Origin of the sequence: Brachybacterium sp. YJGR34, from assembly GCF_003347015.1 — a bacterium.
GTDB lineage: Bacteria > Actinomycetota > Actinomycetes > Actinomycetales > Dermabacteraceae > Brachybacterium.
This window is the reverse complement of record NZ_PNFB01000009.1, coordinates 48,471-64,280: the sequence shown is the minus strand read 5'-3', so window position 1 is coordinate 64,280 and position 15,810 is coordinate 48,471. Positions and strand designations below refer to the sequence as shown.

The window sequence follows — 15,810 nt, the reverse complement described above, 5'->3', positions numbered from 1 at the left end:
CCTGGCGCCTCAACACCACGTTGTCAACGCCGTGTTGATACGGAGGAGGCAGTCGTCGACGGTGCCGTCGGCGTCGATGCGGTGCGCGCGGGGCCGACGGGTCAGCACCTCCTCGATCGACGCCGCCAGCGCCACGGCGTCCTCGGGGCCGACGAAGCGGTCGTTGGCCGCCTGCTCCGGCCGTTCCGGCGCCCGCCGCCGCGCGGTCAGCCGGCGGGCGAGGGCCGACGGGTCGAGCACGAGCGCCGCCTCGACGAACCGCGCCCCGCACTCCCCCGCCAGGGCCTCGAGCTCCTCGAGGAAGGCGGTGCGGGCGAGGTACTGGCCGATCACGACGTCATGCCCGTCGACCAGATGCCGGCGCGCCATCGCGATCGCGAGGCGCCGCGCCTGGAGGCCCGAGGCCTGCAGGTCCCGATCCCAGTCGCCGAGGGCATGCTTGATCACGTCGATGTCCAGGGCCAGGGCGAGGGGCCGCTGGGCGGCGAGCCGCGCGGCGAGGGTGGACTTGCCGCTGCCGGGAGCGCCGTTGAGCAGCAGGAGGGTGGGCGCCATGCCGGTCAGCCTAGCGAGGGCCCCGGTGCCCGACGCTCACCCCCGCGCGTACAGGCCCACCGCGTCCCACGCCGCCCAGCCGCCCTCGGCGAGCTCGAGCTCGATCGTGTTCTCCCCCGCCTGCAGCAGTCCGGCCGGGATCGCGGGCTCGAAGAAGCAGCGTCGCAGGGTGGAGCCGGGCACCGTCGCGTCGCCCTCCCGGGAGCCGCGGGTCGCCCCTGCCGGGAGCTCGAGGTCGGTGACGTGCTCGCCGTTCGCGCTGATCCGCAGGATGCCGCCCAGACGGGTGGTGTCCACGAGCCACACGGCGAGGTCGTGGTCATCGGCCGGGGCGGCCTCGAGGGTGAGGCTCCACCGGGCGCGGTAGGCCGTCCGGCCCGCCCAGGCGTCGCCCGGCCCGGGCAGCAGGTACGGCCAGGCGGTGCCGGGCTCGTCGGCGCCGTCGCGGTACTCGATCAGCGCCTCGGGATGCTCCTCGGGGATGCGCGAGTAGGAGCTGGGGGCGAAACGGTGCTCGAGGGTGCGGCCGTCGAACTCCCCGATCGTGGCGACGGGGACGCCGGTCGCGGTGACCGAGGGCTGCGAGGCGGCGGTGATCGGGGCGGAGGGCTCACCGCGCGTGCCGCCGTCGGAGACGGCGAGGATCCGGTAGGACCAGGTCTCTCCCGCGGGGGCGAGACCGTCGTGCACGAGACGCGGATAGACGGTCTTCGCCAGCAGGGAGGACTCCTCGGGCCGGGCGGGCGCGGCCTCGCCCTCCACGGCGTAGATCCGGTAGTGGTCGATCAACGGATCGAATCCGAGGGAGTCCCAGGTCAGGGTGATCGTGGCGAGGGCGGGCTCGGCGGCGAGGCCGGTGACGACGGCAGGGCGGGGGCTCATGGCAGGTCCTTGGGGTCCGGGGTCGAGGGGCTCAGGCCGGGATCAGGCGGGGATCGCCCGCCGGGGTGGTGAAGCGGGCCCGGAGCTGCTTGGGCGCGGTGTCGTCGGCCTCGATCCAGTCGACCACCCAGAAGCTGGAGACCATCTCCTCCGCGCTGAGCCGCACGTGCAGGTAGCCGCGTCGGCCGTCGTAGAGCTTCACGTAGTCGTGCTGCACCCAGTCCTCGGTGTAGCCGTCGGTCGGGGCGCCGTCGCCGTCGGAGGCGACCGAGGTGCACACCAGCTCCACGCCCAGCGGGTCCGAGCCCGGATCCGCGGGGTCGGAGGGGATCTCCGCGGCGACGTGCCGGTGGATGTCGCCGGTGAGCATCACGGGATTGTCCGCCTCGGCCATCGCTGCGAGCATCCGGCGCCGGGCGGCGGGGTAGCCGTCCCACATGTCCACCCGATCCTCGGTGATCGGCACCAGCACCACGCCGTGCGCCATGACGTTCCAGGTGGCCGGGGAGTCCGTGAGCCGCTCGGCGATCCACCGCTCCTGCTCCGCGCCGAGCATGGTGCGCTCCTGCGCCTGCTGCTCCTCCTCGGTGGCGGGGGCGGGGTCGCGGAACTGGCGGGTGTCCAGCAGGGAGATGCGGGCCAGGGAGCCCACGTCGAAGCCTGCGGTGATGTCCGCATCCGGTCCCTCGGGCAGCGCGGTGAGGTCCAGCGGCATGTTCTCGTAGAAGGCGCGATAGGCGACCGCGATGCGGTGCACGAACATCTCCGCGCTGATCCCGGTGCTGGAGGTCTCCCCCGCGTAGTCGTTCTGGACCTCGTGGTCGTCCCACACCGCGACCGCGGGGACCCGGGCGTGCAGGGCCTGCAGGTGCGGGTCGGACTTGAACAGCGAGTACCGCAGCCGGTACTGCTCGAGCGTCTCGGTCTCGACCTCGTGCGCCGGTCCCACCTCGGCGCCCTGCCGCCTGAGGTTCGCGGAGGTGATGCCGTACTCGTAGATGTAGTCGCCCACGAAGACCACCAGGTCCAGCTCCTCCTCGGCGGCGAGGTGGCGGTGGGCGGTGAAGTGGCCGTGGTACCAGGCCTGGCAGGAGACGACGCCGATCGAGAACGCGTCCGGCGCGGTGCCCTCGGCGGGCAGGGTGCGGAAGCGGCCGACGGGGCTGGTCTGCGGGCCCACGCGGAAGCGGTAGAAGTGGGCGGTGGCGGGATCGAGGCCCTCCACCCGGGGGTGCACAGCGTGGGCGAGCTCGGGCTGGGCGAGGGCCGTCCCGCGCGCCGCGATCTGCCCGAACTCCTCGTCGGTGGCCACCTCCCAGCGCACGCTCACCGGGCGCAGCGGCATGTCCGCGTGGCCGTCCTCCGCGAGCGGCTCGGGGGCCAGTCGGGTCCACAGCACGGCGCCGTCCGGGCGCGGCGCCCCGCTCGCGACCCCCAGCGAGAACAGGCCCTCGCGGTGCGGCAGCGGCTCGGCCTGTGCGGCGGGTGCATCGATCCCCAGCGCGATCGCGGTGGCGGAGGCACCGCCGAGCTGGAGCAGCCGGCGGCGGCTGAGAGGGGCGGGCGGGGCCGTGGTCGACATGGGGGCTCCTGGTCGGGTCGAGGGTTCCGTGCACGGTAGGGCGCGGCGGTGACCCGGATGTGAACGGCGGGGGGCCGCCCCGCGACGAACGTCGGAAGACCGGTCCCGCGGCGCCGGGACACGGTCGGGACGGCGGACCCGGCAGGCACGTCCGCGCCGAGCAGTGTTCACTGGACCTTTCGCCCGTCCTGGAGGTTCCGCCCGTGTCCGATGCGACCGATCCCGTCCTGCGCGAGGTCCTCGACGCGCTGGGCCGCGCCCACGAGGAGCTGGTGGACCTCACCTGTGCGCGGATCCACGGTCAGCTCTCCTCCTACGCACACGTGGACGAGGCGGATCTCGGCGAGGCCGTGGGCCGGAACCTGCGCACGGCGCTGACCGCCCTGCGCGAGTCCCGCGTCCCGGAACCGCCCGAGCTCACCGAGGCCGCACAGACCGCCCGCGAGCGCTTCGCAGCGAAGGTGCCGGTCGAGGAGATCGTGCGGGGCTTCCGCATCTCCATCGCCCTCATCCACGAGCGCTTCGTCGACCTCGCCATCTCACGGAGGCTGCCGGCCGAGGAGTCCGTGGCCGGGGTCCGGATCATGTGGGGCGTCGCCGACTCCTTCACCACCCGCATCATCACCGAGTACCACGACCTCGAGCTCGAGGCCGCCGTGCGCGACGCGCAGCGTCGCGTCACCGCCGTCGGCGCCCTCCTGGCCGGACAGGCCCCACAGGGAACCGGCGCTCCCGCTCTCGTCCCCGGCGTCCTCTACGCCGCGCTGCGCTGCGAAGTGCCACCGGGCGCCCACCCCGAGCAGATGCGCCGCCGACTCGCGGACACCGGATCGCTGCCCGGAGCACCGGCGATCATCGTCACCGACGGCCGGACCTGCTTCGGGGCCGTCTCCACGACACCCACGGACCCCGGCGCCCCCGCCGGCCGCGGACCCTTCGGGACCCCGGCCCAGCTCCCCGTCTCCGACCGCACCGCCACCGACGCCCTGCACCTCGCGCGCCGGCTGGGCCGCAGCGGCGTCCAGTCGCTCGAGACCCTGGGCTGGCGCCTGGCCGCCGCCTCCCGACCCGACGTCTGGCGGCACGACGCCGAACGCTTCCTGACACCCCTCGCGTCACAGGGCGACTTCGGCGACGAGCTCCTCGCCGCCGTGCGGGCCTGGGCGGAGACCGGGCAGTCGATCCCCCGCGCCGCCGCAGCCCTCGTCGTCCACCCCAACACCGTCCGCTACCGACTGCGCCGGTTCCAGGAGCTCACCGGGACCGATCTCTCCGACCCCGACGACCTGCACGGCGCACGCTGCGCGATCGAGCTCGGCCACCCCGACGCGCACGAGGCATAGCTCGCCCTCCGTGCAGCCCGACAACAGCCCGTTGTAGAACCGGACAACACAGCCCGGAGGAAGGCTGTCGAATCCTCCCTGGCTCCCCACCCGCCGCCTGCCTAGGCTCGACACCGACCCGTCGCGCTACCAGGAGGGACAGCGATGTCGAAAGTCTCTGATGACGCAGCAGCCCAGCTCACGGACGTCCTGCGGGACGGCATGACCATCGCGGTCGGCGGTTTCGGGCTGTGCGGGATCCCCACCGATCTCATCACCATCGTCCGCGACAGCGGCGTCCGGGACCTGACGATCGCCTCGAACAACCTCGGGGTCGACGGCAAGGGGCTCGGCCTGCTGCTGGAGAACGGACAGATCTCCACGGTCCTCGCCAGCTACGTCGGGGAGAACAAGCTGTTCATGCAGCAGTACATCGACGGCCTGCTCGACGTGGAGTTCGTCCCCCAGGGCACCCTCGCCGAACGGATGCGCGCCGGCGGCAGCGGCATCCCCGCCTTCTACACCCCCACCGGCTACGGCACGCCGATCGCCGAGGGGAAGCCGACCGCCGAGTTCGACGGCCGGTCCTACGTGCTCGAGCGCGCCATCACCGCCGACCTCGCCCTGGTCCATGCGCACACCGCGGACCTGTCCGGGAACCTCCGCTATCGGCTGACCGCTCGCAACTTCAACCCGGTCGCGGCGATGTGCGGGAGGACGACCTTCGCCGAGGCGGAGCACCTCGTCGAGCCCGGGCAGATCGCCCCCGACGACGTCCACACCCCCGGCGCGTTCGTGCACCATCTGATGCAGGCCTCCGCCCCGAAGGACATCGAGCAGCGCACCGTCCGTCCCCGCCCCGAGATGCAGGAGGTGGCCTGACATGGCCTGGACCCGCGACGAGATGGCGGCCATCGCCGCCGCCGAGCTGCACGACGGCGACTACGTGAACCTCGGCATCGGCATGCCGACGCTGGTGGCCAACACCCTCCCCGCGGGCGTGAACATCACCCTGCAGAGCGAGAACGGGGTGATGGGCATGGGCCCGTGGCCGTACGACGGCGACGAGGACCCGGACCTCATCAATGCCGGCAAGCAGACCATCACCCTGCTCCCGGGCGCGACGATCTTCGATTCCGCGACCTCCTTCGCGATGATCCGCGGCGGCACGATGGCCACCGCGATCCTCGGCGCCATGCAGGTCACCGCCACCGGTGACATCGCCAACTGGCAGATCCCCGGCAAACTCGTCAAAGGCATGGGCGGGGCGATGGACCTCGTCGCCGGCGCCCGCCGCGTGGTGGTGATGATGCAGCACGCCGCCAAGGACGGCTCCGCGAAGATCGTCCACGAGTGCTCTCTGCCGCTGACCGGCGTGGGCGTGGTCGACCGGATCATCACCGAGCTGGCCGTCCTCGACGTCACCCGCGACGGCCTGGTCCTCACCCAGCTCGCTCCCGGCGTCACCGTGGACGAGGTCCGCGCCCTCACCGAGCCCGACGTCACGCTCGCCCTGACCCCCACCTCCTGAGAGGGCCCCCATGCGCACCACCGAAGACCCGGTCGTCGTCCTCGGGCACGCCCGCACCCCCGTCGGATCCTTCGGGAAGTCGCTCGCCGGCGTCCCCGCCCATGTCCTGGGCGCGACCGCCGCCGAGGCCGCCCTCGAGCGCGCCGGCGTCGCCGCCGAGGAGGTGGAGGAGTGGATCATCGGCTGCGTGGGAAGCACCGGCCGCGACGCCTACATCTCCCGCCGCGTCGCGCTCGCAGCAGGTGGCACGACCTCCTCGACCGCGCTGACCGTGAACCGGCTGTGCGGATCCGGCATGCAGGCGATCGCTCTCGCCGCTGCCGAGCTGATCATCGGCGAGTCCGACATCGTGGTCGCCGGCGGCACCGAGAACATGTCCGCCCAGCCCTTCCTGGACTACTCCGCCCGCAGCGGCTGGACCCTCGGCGACCGGACCCTGGTGGACGGCACCTCCGCCCTGATCACCGACCCCTTCGACGAGGTGCCGATGGGGGTGACCGCGGAGAACGTCGCCGAGCAGTACGGGGTGACGCGCGAGGAGCAGGACGCCTACGCGCTGGAGTCCCAGCGCCGCGCCCAGGCCGCCCTGGCGAGCGGTGCCGTCGCCGCGGAGATCACGCCGGTGACGATCAGCGGCCGACGCGGCGACACGGTGGTCGACACCGACGAGCACCCGCGGGAGGTCACCCCGGAGAAGCTCGCCGCGATGAGGACCGTGTTCCGGCGCGAGGGCGGCACCGTCACCGCCGGCAATGCCTCCGGCATCAACGACGCCGGCGCCGCGATGGTCCTCACCCGGGCCTCGATCGCGAAGCAGCGCGGCCTGACCCCGCTCGCCGAGCTGGTCGACGTCACCAAGGTGGGGATCGACCCGACGGTCATGGGCTACGCACCGAAGCCCGCGATCGAGAGGATCGTGACCCGCAACGGGCTGACGACCTCGGACCTCGGATGGATCGAGCTCAACGAGGCCTTCGCCGCGCAGGTGGTGCCGATCGTCCGCGATCTCGACCTCGACCCGGCGCTCGTCAACCCGCTCGGCGGCGCGATCGCCTGGGGCCACCCGATCGGCGCCACCGGCACCATCATCAGCGCCCGCACCCTCGAGAACCTCCGGGTGACCGGCCGTGAGCTGGGTCTGGCCACGATGTGCATCGGCGGCGGGCAGGCCGTGGCCAGCCTGTGGCGGGCGCTGTAGTCTCCTGCGGCATGGACAATCGCGAGGACGCCGCCGAGCACACCCTGGACGGCGGCAATGCGACCGCCGGCGTGGTGCGCATCGGGGACACGGTGCGCAAGCCGTGGGAGCCGACCACCCCGGCCGTGCACGAGTTCATGGCCCACGTGGCGGCCGCCGGCGTGGAGGTTCCCGCGGTGCTCGGCCGCGACGACCGGGGGCGGCAGATCCTCGAGCACGTGCCCGGTGAGCTCGCCCTGCACTCCCCTCCCCTGACCCGCGAGGACTTGATCCGCGTGGGAGGGATGCTCCGCGCTTTCCACGAGGCGAGCGCGGGCTTCGTCCCGTCGGCCCCCGCTCCCTGGGAGCCGCTGCTGCCGGCGCCCGGCGGCGCGGCGGAGCTGATCTGCCACGGCGACCTCACCCCGTGGAACCTGATCCTCGGCGAGCGCTGGGTGTTCATCGACTGGGACGGCGCGGGACCCAGCACCCTGCTCTGGGACCTCGCCTACTCCGCCCAGGCCTTCACGCTCAACGACGCCTCGCGGGAGCCGCGCGCCGCCGCAGCGGATCTCACCGCCCTGATCGAGGGCTACGGGGCGGATCCCGGCCTGCGCGCACAGCTCCCTCGCGCGATGGCCGAGCGGACCGCGGCGATGCTCGAGCTGCTGCGCTCCGCGCACGCCGCCGGCCGCGAGCCCTGGGGGACGATGCACGTCCAGGGGCACGGCGAGCACTGGCGCCGCGTCGGCGCGTACGTCGCGGAGCACGAGGCGCTGTGGACCTCGGCGCTGCGCGCGTAGATCTCAGCTGATGCTCGCCCGGGGCGCTCCGATCCCCGGATCGATCCTCGGCACCTCGCCGACGCCCGGACGGATGTCGATCTCGAAGATGTCCAGCGGCAGATACACCGTCGCGCAGGCGTTGGGGATGTCCACCACCCCGGAGAAGCGGCCCTCGATCGGCGCGGCGCCCAGCAGCAGGTAGGCCTGCTCCGTCGACCAGCCGAAGGTCGACAGGTAGTCGATCGCGTGCAGGCAGGCCCGCTGATAGGCGAGATGGGAGTCGAGGTAGCGCTGCTCGCCGTCGAGCGTGACCGAGGTGCCGGAGAAGGACAGCCACCGGCTGTGCTGGGGCGCGGTGTCCCCGGGCATGAAGATCGCGTTCTCGCTGACGCCGTACTTCTCCATGCCGCCGGGGATGACGTCGACGTGGAGGTCCAGGAATCCCCCCATCTCGATGCCGCCGCAGAAGGTGATCTCGCCGTCGCCCTGGGAGAAGTGGAGGTCTCCCACGGAGAAGTTCGCGCCGTCGACGAACACGGGGTAGAAGATCCGGGTGCCCTTGGTGAGGTTCTTGATGTCCTGGTTGCCCCCGTTCTCCCGCGGCGGCGCGGTGCGGGCCGCCTCCCCTGCCACGCGGTCGCGATCACCCTCCGGGACGCCGCCGAGGATGGCACCGTCCGGCTCCGGCGGCAGGGCGAGGGCCGGCACGCGCTGCGGATCGGTCGCGATGAGCGCCGCCTCGCGGTCGTTCCATCGCCGCAGCAGCTCCGGGGAGGGGGCCGTGCCCATGAGCCCCGGGTGGATCATGCCGGTGAACTCCACGCCCGGGACATGACGGGAGGTGGCGCGGTCGCCGCGGAAGTCCCAGATGGCCTTGTAGGCATCGGGGAACTGGTCGGTGAGGAAGCTGCCGCCGTTGCGCCGGGCGAAGATGCCGGTGTAGCCCCAGCCCTGACCGGCCAGCGGCCCCTCGTCCTCCTGCGGGATCGGGCCGACGTCGAGCAGGTCCACCACGAGCAGGTCCCCGGGACGGGCTCCCTCGATCCGGAAGGGGCCGGACAGGGCGTGGACGGTGTTCAGCGGGGCGGTGGCGATGTCCTCGGCGGAGTCGTCGTCGCGGATGTAGCCGTCGAACCATTCGCGGCAGTCGACCCGGAAGGTGTCCCCGGGGCGGACGCTCGCCACGGGCGGGATGTCCGGGTGCCAGCGGTTGTGCCCCAGGAGCTCCTGCTCGGTGAAGGGCCTGGCGGAATCCAGCGGGAAGACGGTGGTGGGCATGGTCTCTCCTTCCACAGCGGTCCCGCCGAGTCCCGGCGGGGCCAGGGGCTCAGGGGCGCGGCAGTCGCGCGTGGCGCGGGTCCGGCGCGGGACGGGGCGCGGAGCGGGCGCCGGGCACGCGGTCCACGACGGCCGGGGCGTGGGCGCTCGCGGCGGTGCTCTCGATCAGCCGGGCGCGCTCGGAGCCGAGGCGGCCCAGAGCCGGCGCGCTGATCAGCCGGGCCGCGGGAGCCCCGCAGTGGGGGCAGTCGGCGCTGCGCTCCGTGGCGGACATCGGCAGCAGCAGCTCGTGCCGGTGGGCGTTCGCACAGCGGAATTCGTACAGCGGCATACAGGCCTCCGAGTGACGCAGCTCATACGGTGCGTCCACTCTAGGTGCCCGGCGCGGAGAGCACCAGGCGTGCCCTCGCGTGTCCGACCCCACTCCTAGCCTCCCGGCATGACCCCTTCACGATCGAGCACCGCACTCCGCTCCCCGGGCAGCACCGCCCGGACCGAGCGCGATCAGCTCCGTGCTTTGCTGCTGGAGCATCGCCCCGACCTGGCCGGCCAGCTGGTCACGGGGCCCAGCGGAGCACTGGTGATCCCGCTGGCGCGAGGCGGCAGCATCGAGATCGGCCGGATGCGGCGCCGCGGCGCCGTGCGGTGGGTGGTGGCGGTCCCGGAGGCCGACGGCGCCCGGCTGCGCGAGCCTCCGTCGCTGCCCGCGGTGGCGCGGGCAGCGCTCGACGCCCTGCCGGCCGCCCCGCCGTCGGCACGACGCCGCCCCTGACCCGGCCCCGGATCAGGCCGGCACGATGAGATCCGCCAGATGGCGGCACTGCACCGCGAGCAGATGGTCCCCGAGCGCGACGGCATCGTCCCCGAGCTGCCCGAACACGTGGGCGCTGATCACGCCGATCAGCGCGCTCCAGGCCGTGACGGCGCGCACCGCGACGGCGGGATCCAGGGCGAGGTCCAGCTCGTCGAGGAGCTCCTCGACGAGGGCCGAGACCCCCTCCGGGAGCGCTGTCGCGGGGGGCGCCGGCGCGACGCCCTCCCGCGGCGCGTCGGCGTCGACCGCGATCTCGAGCACCCGCACGGCCACGCGGATCCCGTCCCGGGTGGTGGACTCCGCCGGCGCCTCGTAGCCGCGCACCGGCGTGCCGTAGAGCAGGGTCCAGCGCTCGGGGTGCGCGAGCGCCCAGCGCCGCATGGCGGCGGCGAGCACCAGGAAGCGTTCGCGCGGCGCGGGCCCCGCCTGCTCGAGCGCGCGGTCGACCGACTCCGCGAGGTCGACGTAGGCGTCGACGATGAGCAGGGTGAGCAGCTCGTCACGGCTGGCCACGTACCGGTAGATCGCGGAAGAGACCTTGCCCAGGTCACGGGCGACCTGGCGCAGGCTGAGCTCGGAGGCACCGTGCTCGAGCAGCTGGGCGTTGCCGAGCTCCACGATCCGCGCCATGGTGCGCTCGCGGGCGCGTGCCCGCGGGGTGGTCGGCCTGCTCCTCGGCATCTCCTCGTCCTCCATGGCGGCATCCTGCCATACCGAGAGCAGTGCTCTTGACTCCGGAGCGAGAGCGGTGTTCACTGTTTTCCATCAACCGAGAGCAGTGCTCACATCAAGGAGGTCCTCATGCATCACCTCGTCATCGGAGAAGGACAGATCGGTCGCGCGATCATCGAGCGCGCCCTCGCGGACGGCGACGAGGTGACGGTGCTGCGCCGCACCTCCGTGCCGTCCTCCCCCGGGATCCGCCGGGTCAGCGGGGACGTGCTGGACCCCGCGGCGCTCGCCGAGGCGATCACCGGTGCCGATGCCGTCCAGGCCTGCTTCCACGCGCCCTACGACGCGCGGCTCTGGGCCCGTGACCTGCCTCCGCGCGAGCTCGCCGTGCTCGACGCCGCCGCCGACCGCGGGATCCCCGTGGTGTTCCCGGAGTCGATGTACGGATTCCAGGGGGAGGCCGCCGATCTCGTCGAGGGGGCGGAGCCCACCCCGCGGGATCCCAAGGGGGCGGTGCGCACCACCCTGCTCGCGCAGCGCCGCGATCACCGCGCGCGCACGCTGAGCCTGGTCGCCGCCGACCTCATCGGCCCCTCCGCCGTGGGCACGGGCGCCGCCGTGGTGTGCACGATGATCCTCGAGCGGCTCGGCGCGGGGTCCCGGCCGATCGCCATCGGCGACCCCGCGGCTCCGCACTCCCTGACCTCGATCCCGGACCTGGCCGTCGCGATGCTGCACGCCGCGCGCCGCGCCGAGCACCTCGCTCCGGACGGGGACGCCGTGCTGCACGCCCCCTCGGCCCCCGCCCGCTCGCAGTCGGAGCTGATCGCCGCCGCGAGCGCCCTGCGCGGCATCCGCGAGCGCCGTCCGCTGCGGATCCCACGGCTCGCGCTGCGCCTCCTCGCCCCGGTGAGCACCCTCGCGCGGGAGCTGCACGGCATCGGCGACCTCTGGTACCGGCCGTGCGTGCTGCGCCCCGGGGTCCTCTCCACCCAGGAGGGCCTCGCCCCGACGCCCTGGGAGGAGTCGGTGCGGGTCACCGCGGAGGCAGTCGATGCCGCCCGGGCGCGCGCCGGCACGGAGGGCTCCACAACGGCCACGACGGTCGCGCCCTGAGCGCGTGCCGTGACGTCGGGGGTCCCTGCTAGCGTGCCCGGCATGAGCGAACACGACATGCGCACGGGAGCCTCCCGCCATCTCGACGTGGTCATCGAGCGCCCCTGGCGCACGGTGTACGCGATCGTCAGCGACCCGCGCTCCCTGCCACGCTGGGCGGCCGGGCTCGCCGGCGGCGAGGTGCGCCGAGAGGTCACGCAGTGGTCGATGCCCTCCCCCATGGGTCGGGTGCTCGTCAGCTTCGTCCCGGACAACGAGTACGGCGTCGCGGACCATACGGTGACGCTCCCCTCCGGGGAGTCCGTCCTGAACCCGCTGCGGGTGCTGCCGCTGGACGAGCAGCGCTGCGAAGTGGTGTTCACGCTGCGGCGCGGCGTCATGAGCGAGGAGGAGTTCGCGGAGGACGCCGCCGCCGTGAGCGCGGATCTCGCCGCGCTGAAGCGGCTGTGCGAGGAGGACGGCGGGGACGTCGGGCCAGCCCGACGCTGACCCGCCGGGTGACCGGATGGGAGGAGCGGCGCGCGAACGGAACAGTGGAGGCATGACCACGATGACCGCACCTGTCGCCGTCGAAGGCGCTCCACGCCGTTCCATCGGCCGATGGGCGTCGCGGATCGGCCGCTTCCTCGCCTACGGCCTCACCGCGTCCGTTCTCGGCGCGATCGGGTTCAGCCTGGTCATCGCGCTGCTGGCCGCTGGCGCGAGCACCGTGGTCCTCTGGATCGGACTGCCGATCCTGATCGCCGGGCTCCTGGTGGCGCGCGGCGCCGCGCTGGCCGAGCGGGCGGTCCAGTCCTCGCTCCTGGGCACCGACCTCCCCGAGCCCGCGCCGAAGGCTCCGCCCGCGGGTGCCGGGTGGCTGCGCCGCCTGGTCACCCCGCTCACCGACCCGCAGCGCTGGCTGGATGCGCTGTGGATCGTGCTGAACTTCGTGCTCGTGCTGATCACGTGGCCGCTGGCGCTCACGTGGACGGCGATGGCGCTGGCCACCGTCGGCGGACCCGCGGCCATGCTCATCCTGCGCGAGGTGCTGCCGGGCGCGGAGGTCGGCGGTCTCGCCGACCTGCTGGGCGTGCCCGCGGCCCCCGCCTTCGCCGTCGACCTGCTGCTGGTCGCCGCCGGCGGGCTCGTCTTCCTCCTCACCCTCGGCCCGGTGGTGAGGGGCCTGACCGCCCTGCACCAGGGCCTGGCTCGCGGCCTGCTGAGCTCGCGCTACGAGGAGCAGCAGCGTCTGGTCCGGGCCGAGAGGTCGCGCGCCGCGGGGCGGACCGCGGAGTCCGTCGGACTGCGCCGCCTCGAACGGGACCTGCACGACGGACCGCAGCAGCGGCTGGTCCGCACGTCGATGGACCTCGCCCGTGCCGAGGCGCTCTCCGCCAAGGACCCCGAGCGGGCACAGGCGGTGCTGGCGGAGGCGCGGGTCCAGCTCTCCCAGGCACTCGATGATCTGCGCCGCCTCTCGCGCGGCATCGCCCCACCGGTCCTCGTGGACCGCGGCCTGGCCGCCGCCCTCGCCGAGCTGGCCGCGACCTCTCCGCTGCGGACCACCGTCTCGTGCCCGGATCTCGACCTGCCCGAGCATGTCGAGATCGGGATCTACTACGTGGTCTCCGAGGCGCTGACCAACGCGGCGAAGCACTCCGGCGCCGCGCAGGTCCAGGTGGAGGTCGCCCGGATCGGGGATGATGCACGGGTGAGGATCGAGGACGACGGCCGCGGCGGCGCCGCGCTGAGCACCGGCGGCGGCCTGGCCGGACTGGCCGGACGCGTCGCCTCCCTCGAGGGACGGTTCGAGGTCCGCTCCCCCGCCGGCGAGGGCACCCGGGTGGAGGCGGTGATCCCGTGCGCGTCCTGATCGCCGATGACTCCGCGCTGCTCCGCGAAGGGCTGCGGCTGCTGCTGGAGGAGAACGACCACGAGGTGGTCGGCACCGCCGCGACCGGCACCGAACTGGTGGTGCGGGCCCTCGACCTGCGACCGGACCTGATCGTCTCCGACATCCGGATGCCACCCGGCCATACCGACGAGGGCCTGCGCGCCGCCCAGGAGATCCGCCACACCTGGCCGGAGGCGCCGATCCTGCTGCTGAGCCAGTACGTGGCGGTCGGCTACGCGACCGAGCTCATCGAGTCCGGCGCGCAGGCCACGGGCTACCTGCTCAAGGACCGCATCTTCGACATCCGCGCCTTCCTCGAGTCCATCGAGCGGGTGGCCGCCGGTGGTGTCGCGATCGACCCGGACGTCGTGGGACAGGTGCTCGCCTCCCGTCGACGCACGCCGCTGGACGACCTCACCCCGCGCGAGCGCGACGTGCTCGAGCTGATGGGCGAGGGACTGACCAACGCCGGCATCGCGGAGAGGCTCACCATCAGCGGCGGCGCCGTCGAGAAGCACACCCAGCGGCTGTTCGCGAAGCTCGGTCTCACCGAGGACGCGAGCGTGCACCGCCGGGTGACCGCGGTGCTGACCCTGCTGGGGCGCTGAGCCCCGGGACGACGGCATGCCCTATTGCGTACCCTTGCGGTTACGTAACCATACGGGTACGTTGCTGTCATGGACGCGGTGATGCAGGCCCTGGCCGACGGAAACCGGCGCACGGTGCTCGAGATCCTCCGTGAGCGGCCGGCGACCGCCGGTGAGCTGGCCGGCGCGCTCCCGATCGCTCGCCCCGGCGTCTCCCGCCACCTGCGGGTGCTGCGCGAGGCCGGACTGGTCGAGGTCGAGCAGGACGCCCAGCGGCGGATCTACCGCCTGCGCCCCGAGCCCCTGGTCGAGGTCGACGAGTGGCTCGAGACCTATCGCGCCCACTGGGAGCACCGGCTCGACGCTCTCCACACCGAGATCACCCGAGGGAAGAAGGCACGGAGATGAGCATCCTCAGCAGCATGCGACAGCTCGACGACACCCGCGGCGCCGTCCGGGTCGAGGACGTCTACGACACCGATGTCGAGGACCTGTGGTCCGCCTGCACGAGGCCCGAGCGGCTCGCGCGATGGATCGGCGAGGTCACAGGAGACCTCCGGCCCGGCGGGGAGTTCCGGGCCTCCTGGGTCAGCGGCTGGGCCGGCTCCGGCAGGATCGACGTGTGCGAGCCGCCCCGCCACCTCGCGCTCACGCTGGACCCCGGGACCGAGGCGGAGACACGGGTCGAGGCATGGCTCCGCACGCAGGACGAGCAGACCCTGCTGGTGGTCGAGGAGCGCGGCCTCCCTCTCGATGACCTGCCCGCGCACGGAGCAGGCTGGCAGGCCCACCTCGAGGACCTCGCCCGATCGCTCGTGGGCGGAGCGTCCGTCTGGCGCGAGCGATGGACCGTCCTGATACCCGAGTACCAGCGCCGGGACGTGGAGTGATGACGGCCCCGATCACCCTGGGCAGCGTGACGCTGAACGCGCCGGACGCCCTCACCCTGGCGCGCTTCTACGCCGAGATCCTCCGCGGCACGGTTCGGGGCGATTCCCGGTTCGCCGTCGTCACCAGCTCCGCCGGTGAGATCGACGTGCAGCAGGTCGCGGACTTCCGGCCTCCGCAGTGGCCGACGGGGAATCCGCCGATGCACATCCACCTCGACCTCCTGGTGCAGGACCTCGCGGGTGCCGAGGAGCGCGTCCTCGCGGCGGGGGCGACGAGGTTCGCGGCCCAGCCCAACGCCGAGCACTGCCTGGTCTTCGCCGACCCCGCCGGACACCCGTTCTGCCTGACCTTGTGGGACGGTGCCCGGGCTCTCGCCGAGGCCGCCGCGGGCGGAGCCGACGGCGCGGGGAGCTGATCGCCGGATCCGCATCTCGAGACAGCCTCTATCGAGCGTTCCAACCATCTCGCAGGATTTATGCTGTTCACGAAGCTCGGCCGGGCCGTGGGCCGCACCGCGGCCGGCGGACTCCGCTGCCGTCCCGTGCCGGGCAGGTCTCGATATCTCTGTTCGGCGCATTCCTCGCGACGTTCTCACCGAGACCTCACCACGGACTATCGATCACGAATATCCTGCCAGGGTGGCCGGAAGGGCTGAGCGGAGAGATCCGCAGCAACTCGCTCCTTCCTCACCGACAGAGAGGCCTCGCGCGGACACGTGCTCCGGTGTGGGCGATGCTTCGCA

General features: G+C 73.1%; 19 protein-coding genes. 13 read left to right on the top strand and 6 right to left on the bottom strand.

Annotated elements, in window-relative coordinates; all coding sequences use genetic code 11:
- Positions 1–9 precede the first annotated feature (9 nt).
- From CXH06_RS09890 to CXH06_RS09880, 3 genes are read right to left on the bottom strand one after another with little or no spacing between them, the layout of a single operon-like run.
- Positions 10–555 carry an AAA family ATPase gene (locus CXH06_RS09890; protein ID WP_114855015.1) on the bottom strand — a complete coding sequence of 182 codons (546 nt, stop codon included), beginning with the start codon at positions 553–555 and terminating at the stop codon, positions 10–12.
- Positions 556–591: 36 nt separating this feature from the next.
- Entirely contained in the window at positions 592–1,437 is an 846-nt protein-coding gene (locus CXH06_RS09885) for a polysaccharide lyase family protein (protein ID WP_114855014.1), read from the bottom strand.
- A 31-nt stretch (positions 1,438–1,468) separates the two neighbouring features.
- Positions 1,469–3,019, bottom strand: a complete 1,551-nt coding sequence (locus CXH06_RS09880; RefSeq protein WP_114855013.1) for an alkaline phosphatase — start codon at positions 3,017–3,019, stop codon at positions 1,469–1,471.
- Between the two features lie 203 nt (positions 3,020–3,222).
- On the opposite strand from CXH06_RS09880, the gene CXH06_RS09875 reads away from it, so the two are divergent.
- From CXH06_RS09875 to CXH06_RS09855, 5 genes are all read left to right on the top strand, one after another.
- Complete coding sequence (locus CXH06_RS09875; RefSeq protein WP_114855012.1) at positions 3,223–4,362, top strand: CdaR family transcriptional regulator; 1,140 nt, start codon at positions 3,223–3,225, stop codon at positions 4,360–4,362.
- A 144-nt stretch (positions 4,363–4,506) separates the two neighbouring features.
- On the top strand, positions 4,507–5,223 hold the full coding sequence (locus CXH06_RS09870) for a CoA transferase subunit A (protein WP_114855011.1): 717 nt from the start codon (positions 4,507–4,509) through the stop codon (positions 5,221–5,223).
- Between the two features lies 1 nt (position 5,224).
- A complete protein-coding gene (locus CXH06_RS09865) occupies positions 5,225–5,872 on the top strand; it encodes a CoA transferase subunit B (RefSeq protein WP_114855010.1) in 648 nt (215 codons plus the stop codon).
- A 10-nt stretch (positions 5,873–5,882) separates the two neighbouring features.
- Positions 5,883–7,070 carry a thiolase family protein gene (locus CXH06_RS09860; protein ID WP_114855009.1) on the top strand — a complete coding sequence of 396 codons (1,188 nt, stop codon included), beginning with the start codon at positions 5,883–5,885 and terminating at the stop codon, positions 7,068–7,070.
- Between the two features lie 11 nt (positions 7,071–7,081).
- Entirely contained in the window at positions 7,082–7,852 is a 771-nt protein-coding gene (locus CXH06_RS09855; protein ID WP_114855008.1) for a phosphotransferase, read from the top strand.
- Positions 7,853–7,855: 3 nt separating this feature from the next.
- On the opposite strand, the gene fmdA is transcribed toward CXH06_RS09855, so the two are convergent.
- On the bottom strand, positions 7,856–9,112 hold the full coding sequence (gene fmdA / locus CXH06_RS09850; RefSeq protein WP_114855007.1) for a formamidase: 1,257 nt from the start codon (positions 9,110–9,112) through the stop codon (positions 7,856–7,858).
- A 49-nt stretch (positions 9,113–9,161) separates the two neighbouring features.
- Positions 9,162–9,443 (bottom strand): FmdB family zinc ribbon protein, encoded by a 282-nt coding sequence (locus tag CXH06_RS09845; RefSeq protein WP_114855006.1) that lies wholly within the window; start codon positions 9,441–9,443, stop codon positions 9,162–9,164.
- A gap of 108 nt (positions 9,444–9,551) precedes the next feature.
- Between CXH06_RS09845 and CXH06_RS09840 the strand changes: the two genes are divergently transcribed.
- Complete coding sequence (locus CXH06_RS09840) at positions 9,552–9,884, top strand: hypothetical protein (RefSeq protein ID WP_114855005.1); 333 nt, start codon at positions 9,552–9,554, stop codon at positions 9,882–9,884.
- A 12-nt stretch (positions 9,885–9,896) separates the two neighbouring features.
- Here CXH06_RS09840 and CXH06_RS09835 read toward each other — a convergent pair whose 3' ends face one another.
- Entirely contained in the window at positions 9,897–10,682 is a 786-nt protein-coding gene (locus CXH06_RS09835) for a TetR/AcrR family transcriptional regulator (protein ID WP_232820297.1), read from the bottom strand.
- 45 nt (positions 10,683–10,727) lie between these two features.
- On the opposite strand from CXH06_RS09835, the gene CXH06_RS09830 reads away from it, so the two are divergent.
- From CXH06_RS09830 to CXH06_RS09800, 7 genes are all read left to right on the top strand, one after another.
- Complete coding sequence (locus CXH06_RS09830) at positions 10,728–11,714, top strand: NAD(P)H-binding protein (protein ID WP_114855003.1); 987 nt, start codon at positions 10,728–10,730, stop codon at positions 11,712–11,714.
- A gap of 42 nt (positions 11,715–11,756) precedes the next feature.
- Positions 11,757–12,203 (top strand): SRPBCC family protein, encoded by a 447-nt coding sequence (locus tag CXH06_RS09825; RefSeq protein WP_198684055.1) that lies wholly within the window; start codon positions 11,757–11,759, stop codon positions 12,201–12,203.
- 52 nt (positions 12,204–12,255) lie between these two features.
- Positions 12,256–13,569: a sensor domain-containing protein gene (locus CXH06_RS09820; protein WP_114855001.1), complete on the top strand. Its 1,314-nt coding sequence runs from the start codon at positions 12,256–12,258 to the stop codon at positions 13,567–13,569.
- A complete protein-coding gene (locus CXH06_RS09815; protein ID WP_114855000.1) occupies positions 13,557–14,198 on the top strand; it encodes a response regulator transcription factor in 642 nt (213 codons plus the stop codon). Before CXH06_RS09820 ends, CXH06_RS09815 begins: the two co-directional genes overlap by 13 nt.
- Before the next feature lie 69 nt (positions 14,199–14,267).
- Entirely contained in the window at positions 14,268–14,585 is a 318-nt protein-coding gene (locus CXH06_RS09810) for a helix-turn-helix transcriptional regulator (protein ID WP_114854999.1), read from the top strand.
- The gene (locus CXH06_RS09805) at positions 14,582–15,067 is read left to right on the top strand and encodes an SRPBCC family protein (RefSeq protein WP_114854998.1); all 486 of its coding nucleotides are present in this window, start codon (positions 14,582–14,584) and stop codon (positions 15,065–15,067) included. Before CXH06_RS09810 ends, CXH06_RS09805 begins: the two co-directional genes overlap by 4 nt.
- Positions 15,067–15,483, top strand: a complete 417-nt coding sequence (locus CXH06_RS09800; RefSeq protein ID WP_114854997.1) for a VOC family protein — start codon at positions 15,067–15,069, stop codon at positions 15,481–15,483. The genes CXH06_RS09805 and CXH06_RS09800 overlap by 1 nt, the downstream gene beginning before the upstream one ends.
- The last annotated feature ends 327 nt before the right edge of the window (positions 15,484–15,810 follow it).

Bases quoted from the DNA above. Each gene is read 5' to 3' on its own strand.
- CXH06_RS09890 (WP_114855015.1), bottom strand. From the start codon at position 555: ATGGCGCCCACCCTCCTGCTGCTCAACGGCGCTCCCGGCAGCGGCAAG.
- CXH06_RS09885 (WP_114855014.1), bottom strand. From the start codon at position 1,437: ATGAGCCCCCGCCCTGCCGTCGTCACCGGCCTCGCCGCCGAGCCCGCC.
- CXH06_RS09880 (WP_114855013.1), bottom strand. From the start codon at position 3,019: ATGTCGACCACGGCCCCGCCCGCCCCTCTCAGCCGCCGCCGGCTGCTC.
- CXH06_RS09870 (WP_114855011.1), top strand. From the start codon at position 4,507: ATGTCGAAAGTCTCTGATGACGCAGCAGCCCAGCTCACGGACGTCCTG.
- CXH06_RS09865 (WP_114855010.1), top strand. From the start codon at position 5,225: ATGGCCTGGACCCGCGACGAGATGGCGGCCATCGCCGCCGCCGAGCTG.
- CXH06_RS09860 (WP_114855009.1), top strand. From the start codon at position 5,883: ATGCGCACCACCGAAGACCCGGTCGTCGTCCTCGGGCACGCCCGCACC.
- CXH06_RS09855 (WP_114855008.1), top strand. From the start codon at position 7,082: ATGGACAATCGCGAGGACGCCGCCGAGCACACCCTGGACGGCGGCAAT.
- fmdA (WP_114855007.1), bottom strand. From the start codon at position 9,112: ATGCCCACCACCGTCTTCCCGCTGGATTCCGCCAGGCCCTTCACCGAG.
- CXH06_RS09845 (WP_114855006.1), bottom strand. From the start codon at position 9,443: ATGCCGCTGTACGAATTCCGCTGTGCGAACGCCCACCGGCACGAGCTG.
- CXH06_RS09840 (WP_114855005.1), top strand. From the start codon at position 9,552: ATGACCCCTTCACGATCGAGCACCGCACTCCGCTCCCCGGGCAGCACC.
- CXH06_RS09830 (WP_114855003.1), top strand. From the start codon at position 10,728: ATGCATCACCTCGTCATCGGAGAAGGACAGATCGGTCGCGCGATCATC.
- CXH06_RS09825 (WP_198684055.1), top strand. From the start codon at position 11,757: ATGAGCGAACACGACATGCGCACGGGAGCCTCCCGCCATCTCGACGTG.
- CXH06_RS09820 (WP_114855001.1), top strand. From the start codon at position 12,256: ATGACCACGATGACCGCACCTGTCGCCGTCGAAGGCGCTCCACGCCGT.
- CXH06_RS09810 (WP_114854999.1), top strand. From the start codon at position 14,268: ATGGACGCGGTGATGCAGGCCCTGGCCGACGGAAACCGGCGCACGGTG.
- CXH06_RS09805 (WP_114854998.1), top strand. From the start codon at position 14,582: ATGAGCATCCTCAGCAGCATGCGACAGCTCGACGACACCCGCGGCGCC.
- CXH06_RS09800 (WP_114854997.1), top strand. From the start codon at position 15,067: ATGACGGCCCCGATCACCCTGGGCAGCGTGACGCTGAACGCGCCGGAC.